This is a genomic window from uncultured Bacillus sp., assembly GCF_958411575.1.
Taxonomy (GTDB): domain Bacteria; phylum Bacillota; class Bacilli; order Bacillales; family Bacillaceae; genus Bacillus; species Bacillus spizizenii.
The window spans coordinates 762,122-768,467 of sequence record NZ_CATYRA010000001.1 but is presented as its reverse complement, the minus strand read 5'-3'; the positions used below and the strand labels follow the sequence as shown (position 1 = coordinate 768,467).

Here is a 6,346-nt window from a genome sequence, read left to right as displayed (position 1 = left end):
CGTCCTGAGCCAGGATCAAACTCTCCGATAAAGTAGTTTGACTGACTACGCACATTGCTGTGCGATTTTATAAAAAATGAATTAACAGGTACGTTTTGTCTTGTTTAGTTTTCAAAGAACTTTGTTTGCTTCTCTCGAAGCGACTACTTAATAGTAACATTTTTAGTTAACTAGGTCAACACTTTTTTAAAAAAGTTTTTGCTAGTCATGTTTGTGTCTTTTAAAAGACAACAGAAATGATTATACCATAATTCTTTTGACTGTAAAGGGTTATGGTATAAAAAAAGCGCAGCTATTTCAGCTGCGCTTTTCTCACACTTCTTCTTGTGTTTCTTCATTCTCATCTTCTTCGTCTTTCTCTACTAATGCTACTGTAGCAACATGCTCTTCTTCCGCCATTCTGATGAGGCGTACACCTTGAGTGACACGTCCGGTGATTGAGATATCATTGATGTCCATTCTAATGAGTACACCGCTGGCCGTAATAATCATTAGATCCTCTTCACCTTTAGTAGCTTTTACTGTTACTAATTGGCCGTTGTTCTCGGTGATTTTCGCTGTTTTGAGTCCTTTTCCGCCCCGGCTTTGGGTTCTGTACTCTTCAGCCGGAGTTCGTTTTCCGTAACCTTTTTCAGTTACGATAAGGACATGTGATTCTTCCTCTAATATCTCCATGCCGACGACAACGTCGTCATCGGTCAGGGTGATGCCTTTTACGCCTGCCGCAGTTCTTCCCATTTCCCGGACATCTGTTTCAGGGAAACGGATCAGCAATCCATTTTTCGTTCCGATGATCATTTGTTTTGTACCGTCAGTCAGACGTACACCCATCAATTCATCATCCTCACGAAGACTAAGAGCGATTAGGCCATTGTTGCGGATATTAGCGAACTGAGACAGCGAAGTTCGTTTTGAAACCCCGTGCTTTGTTGTGAAGAAAAGGTAAAGCTCCGCATTGAATTCAGTGACTGGAATAATTGCGTTAATCCATTCACCCTTTTCTACCTCCAGCAGGTTAATAATCGGGATTCCTTTTGCTGTTCTGCCGTATTCAGGGATTTCATACCCTTTTGCACGATACACTTTTCCTTTGTTCGAGAAGAAGAGAATCGTGTCATGAGTTGACGTAGAAATCAAATGTTCAACGAAATCATCTTCGTTTGTTCCCATTCCCTGTACACCTTTTCCGCCTCGTTTTTGACTGCGGTAAGTTGATGCAGGAAGACGTTTGATGTATCCGTTGTGTGTCAGAGTAACGACGATATTTTCTCTCTCGATAAGATCTTCATCTTCAATTGTTTCTAGTCCAGCAGTGACGATCTCCGTGCGTCTTTCATCGTTGAAACGCTCTTTGATTTCAGTGAGTTCTTCACGGATGATCTCAAGCACTTTATATTCATTTGCCAAAATGTCTTTTAGCTCTGCAATTAATTTAACAAGAGATAGATATTCTTCTTCGATCTTTTCACGTTCTAGTCCTGTTAAACGCTGCAGCCTCATATCGAGGATCGCTTGTGCTTGCTTCTCTGTCAGTGAGAATTGTTCAATTAGACCTGTTCTAGCTATTTCAGCCGTTTGAGAATTACGGATAAGAGAAATAACTGCATCGAGATGATCGAGAGCAATTCTCAAACCTTCCAAGATATGAGCTCTCGCTTCCGCTTTACGCAATTCATATGCCGTACGGCGTCTGATTACGACTTTTTGATGGTCAAGGTAATGCTCTAGGCACTGCTTTAGATTTAAAACTTTCGGCTGACCGTCAACAAGCGCAAGCAGGTTGATACCAAAAGACGTTTGTAGCGCAGTTTGTTTGTATAGGTTGTTTAGAATAACATTTGCATTGGCATCGCGTCTGATTTCAATGACAATTCTCATACCTGTACGATCTGACTCATCACGCAGATCTGTGATGCCCTCTATCTTTTTGTCTCTAACGAGATCAGCAATTTTCTCGATTAATTTCGCCTTATTTACTTGGTAAGGTAACTCTGTAACGATAATTCTTTCTTTACCTGAAGACGTTTGTTCGATCTCAGCTTTTGCTCGAATCGTAATTGAGCCTCGGCCAGATTCGTATGCCTTCCGTATACCGCTTCGTCCCAAGATTTGACCCGCAGTCGGGAAATCAGGCCCTGGAATGAATTCCATAAGCTCCGGGATTGTAATGTCCGGGTTCTCACTGACAGCAAGTACACCGTCAATGATTTCCCCAAGCTGGTGCGGAGGAATGTTTGTTGCCATACCTACCGCAATACCGGCAGCACCGTTCACGAGCAGATTCGGGAACCTTGAAGGCATAACAACAGGTTCTCTTTCTGACCCATCATAGTTATCCTGATAATCAATTGTGTCTTTTGTGATATCTCGAAGAATTTCCATCGAGATCTTAGACATTCTTGCTTCTGTATAACGCATGGCAGCCGCTGAGTCTCCGTCAACAGAACCGAAGTTTCCGTGACCGTCAACGAGCATATAACGATAGTTGAAATCCTGCGCCATTCTGACCATGGATTCATATACCGCTGAATCACCGTGTGGGTGGTATTTCCCGATAACTTCTCCAACGATACGCGCGGATTTTTTATAAGCCTTGTCACTCGTCATCCCCAAATCATTCATAGCATACAAAATCCGTCTATGAACCGGCTTTAAACCATCACGAACATCTGGAAGAGCACGGGACACAATAACGCTCATTGCATAATCCAAGAAGGACGTACGCATTTCCTGACTGATATTTATTTCACGAACTTGTGGTGTGTTTTGTTCATTCATTAAAAAACCTCCCTGAAGTATCACATGAAATATGTGGGAGTAGATTGTCCATTATGACCTTCAATACGATTTCACTATTCTCCATTATATCAATAAACTTATGATTATACACATTAAATTGCTAGAATATATAGGTATTGCAAGCATTACTGCATCTGATCTTGTTCAGAAAAAAGCCTTATTTCTAATTGGAATTGGAAATAAGGCTTTTTATGATTAGATGTCAAGATTTTTAACGTATCTCGCATTCGCTTCTATAAAGTTTCGGCGCGGTTCTACTTTGTCGCCCATCAGCATTTCAAATGTCTCATCCGCATCCATAGCATCTTCAAGAGTTACCTGAAGAAGTGTTCTAGAGCTAGGGTCCATGGTTGTTTCCCATAGCTGGGTGGCATTCATTTCACCAAGACCTTTATAACGCTGCAATCCCGGCTTAGGCGTTTGAGGCAGAGTTTTTAACAGATCTTCAAGTTCCTTGTCATTGTATGCATATTCAACACGTTTCCCCTGTTGAACTTTATAGAGCGGCGGTTGCGCAATGTACACGTAGCCATTTTCGATAATTTGGCGCATATATCTGTAAAAGAACGTTAACAACAGTGTTCTGATGTGCGCGCCGTCAACGTCGGCATCTGTCATAATGACAACTTTGTGGTAACGGGCTTTCTCCAGGTTGAAATCTTCCCCGATACCTGTGCCGAGCGCTGTAATCATAGAGCGAACTTCGTTATTTGAAAGGATTTTATCCAGTCTTGCTTTTTCAACGTTCAGGATTTTACCTCTAAGCGGCAAAATGGCTTGAAAATGTCTGTCGCGTCCCTGTTTAGCAGATCCTCCGGCAGAATCACCCTCTACGATATACAACTCGGAGATGCTCGGGTCTTTTGAAGAGCAGTCCGCTAACTTACCAGGAAGGTTTGAAATTTCCAAAGCACTCTTGCGGCGTGTTAATTCACGTGCTTTTTTCGCAGCCATTCTTGCTCTTGCCGCCATTAAACCTTTATCGACAATTTTTTTAGCCGCGTCTGGATTTTCCAGCATAAATGTTTCCAACGCCGCAGAAAATAACGTATCTGTGATCGTCCGCGCCTCTGAGTTGCCTAGTTTTGTTTTCGTTTGGCCTTCGAACTGCGGATCAGGGTGTTTGATTGAAATAATCGCGGTCAGCCCTTCTCTTACGTCATCTCCGCTTAAGTTTGGATCATTTTCTTTTATGAGTCCTTTTTTTCTGGCGTAATCGTTGATAACACGAGTCAGACCAGTTTTAAAGCCCGCTTCGTGGGTACCACCTTCATACGTGTTAATGTTATTTGTAAATGAGTAAATGTTGCTTGTGTAGCTGTCATTGTATTGTAAAGCCACTTCAACCGTAATGCCGTCCTTTTCACCTTCAATGTAAATTGGCTCTTCGTGGACAACTTCTTTAGAACGGTTTAAATACTCTACATAACTTTTAATTCCGCCTTCGTAATGGTACTCATTTTTGCGTTCTTGTCCTTCACGTTTATCTTCAATCGTGATGTTTACGCCTTTTGTCAAAAAGGCTAATTCGCGCACGCGGTTAGCAAGCAGATCATAATCATACACAGTTGTTTCTGTAAAAATCTCAGGATCAGGGACAAAATGTGTCGTCGTTCCTGTATGATCTGTTTCGCCAATGATTTCAAGGTCTGAAACCGGAACTCCACGTTTATAGGTTTGACGGTGGATTTTACCGTCACGGTGTACCGTCACAACAAGCTCAGTTGAAAGCGCGTTTACGACTGACGCACCTACACCGTGCAGTCCTCCAGACACTTTATAACCGCTCCCGTCAAATTTTCCTCCAGCATGAAGCACCGTCATAATAACTTCTACCGCAGGACGGCCCATTTTTTCATGAATACCGACTGGAATACCGCGACCATTATCTATCACCGTGATGCTGTTGTCTTTCTCAATTTGGATATTGATATCCGTACAATAACCGGCGAGGGCTTCGTCAATACTATTGTCGACAATTTCCCATACCAGATGGTGAAGGCCTTTGCTGTTTGTTGAACCGATATACATCCCTGGTCTTTTACGAACAGCTTCCAATCCCTCTAGTACCTGTATCTGATTTTCATCATAACTGTTTTGCTGCTGTTCCATAGCCACGTCATTCACCTACACTTTTCTAAACGATATATTCGTGATAAAAAATTTCTAAGAATCTATTTCAAACATAAATTGCGCACGTTTTTTTAATGTGCTGGAAGATAAGGGAGAGTAATATATATTCTGAACCGTGACTACGATAGATTTGGGTGTGCCGTTTACGGAAGGCACCACCTTGTGTTTCTGTTTTTTCAGAAATTCTTCAACAATAGGCGACATGTTGGCTTTAAAGTCAAAAATGCCGACAATATCTCGTGTTGAAACCACAAAGTCATCACCTAAATGAATATACAATTGCCCACCTCATTTCTTCACTTCACTTCACTAACGCACCGTTTTGCACACGGAACATTCCTGCTTGACGTAAGGTTTCGTGATCAATGCCATCAACGCTTGTCGTTGTGACAAACGTTTGTACACGGCCTTGGATCGTATGAAGCAAGTGTGACTGGCGATAATCATCCAGCTCACTCAGTACATCATCCAATAGTAAAATGGGGTATTCTCCGATTTCTTCATGGATCAGGTCAATCTCCGCCAGCTTAAGGGACAATGCCGTGGTTCGCTGCTGTCCTTGAGAACCATACGTCTGCACATCGCGTCCGTTCACATAGAAAAGAACATCGTCACGGTGAGGCCCTGACAGCGTAATACCGCGCTCAATTTCTTTTTCTCTTAATTTAGAAAACGCTTCTTGATAGCTATCTCCTATTTTCGACAAGTCTTTAGGATCTGATACCTCAAGAGCCGTATGGTACTTCAGGGTCAGCTCTTCAAGCCCTCTTGAGATGCCCGCATGGATAGGCTGAGCCCATTTTTCGAGCTGCGCTGTAAACTGCAGGCGTTTTACGACGACTTTTGCTGCAACTTCTACAAGCTGATCGGTTAAAACATCGAGCATCGTTCTGTCAGTTTGTTTTCTTGTTTGCAGCTGCTTCAAAAAATGATTTCGCTGCGAGAGGATTTTCTGGTAAAGAGAAAGGTCATGCAGGTAAACAGGAGAAACCTGTCCGATTTCCATGTCAAGAAACCGCCTTCTCACTTGAGGGCTTCCCTTTACAAGATTTAAATCTTCCGGCGCGAACATAATGGTGTTGAGGGCCCCGACATACTGGCTGAGCTTTTGCTGTTCAATATGATTGACCTTGCCCTTTTTACCCTTTTTGGAGATGACGAGCTGCATGGGAATCGCCCCGTTTTGCTTCATCACTCTTCCCTCTATTTTAGCATAGTCTTTGTCCCACCGTATAAGTTCTTTGTCATTTGACGTCCTGTGCGATTTCGCCATGGACAAGACATAGATCGCCTCCATGAGATTTGTTTTCCCCTGGGCGTTTTCTCCGATGATCACATTTACTTTATTTTCAAATTGAAGTTCAGCATGGTCGTAGTTGCGGTAAGATGTCAGTTCTAAGTTCTGGATATACAA

4 protein-coding genes are annotated in these 6,346 nt (G+C 42.5%); all 4 read right to left on the bottom strand.

Annotation, left to right across the window (positions count from 1 at the left end):
* Positions 1-312: 312 nt before the first annotated feature.
* Positions 313-2,778 carry a DNA topoisomerase (ATP-hydrolyzing) subunit A gene (gene gyrA / locus Q5C82_RS03810; protein ID WP_003219268.1) on the bottom strand — a complete coding sequence of 822 codons (2,466 nt, stop codon included), beginning with the start codon at positions 2,776-2,778 and terminating at the stop codon, positions 313-315.
* Positions 2,779-2,994: 216 nt separating this feature from the next.
* The gene (gyrB, locus tag Q5C82_RS03805) at positions 2,995-4,911 is read right to left on the bottom strand and encodes a DNA topoisomerase (ATP-hydrolyzing) subunit B (protein ID WP_003219267.1); all 1,917 of its coding nucleotides are present in this window, start codon (positions 4,909-4,911) and stop codon (positions 2,995-2,997) included.
* Between the two features lie 54 nt (positions 4,912-4,965).
* On the bottom strand, positions 4,966-5,211 hold the full coding sequence (gene remB / locus Q5C82_RS03800; protein ID WP_003219266.1) for an extracellular matrix regulator RemB: 246 nt from the start codon (positions 5,209-5,211) through the stop codon (positions 4,966-4,968).
* Positions 5,212-5,233: 22 nt separating this feature from the next.
* The gene (gene recF, locus Q5C82_RS03795) at positions 5,234-6,346 is read right to left on the bottom strand and encodes a DNA replication/repair protein RecF (RefSeq protein ID WP_003219265.1); all 1,113 of its coding nucleotides are present in this window, start codon (positions 6,344-6,346) and stop codon (positions 5,234-5,236) included.

Bases quoted from the DNA above. Each gene is read 5' to 3' on its own strand.
- gyrB (WP_003219267.1), bottom strand. From the start codon at position 4,911: ATGGAACAGCAGCAAAACAGTTATGATGAAAATCAGATACAGGTACTA.
- gyrA (WP_003219268.1), bottom strand. From the start codon at position 2,778: ATGAATGAACAAAACACACCACAAGTTCGTGAAATAAATATCAGTCAG.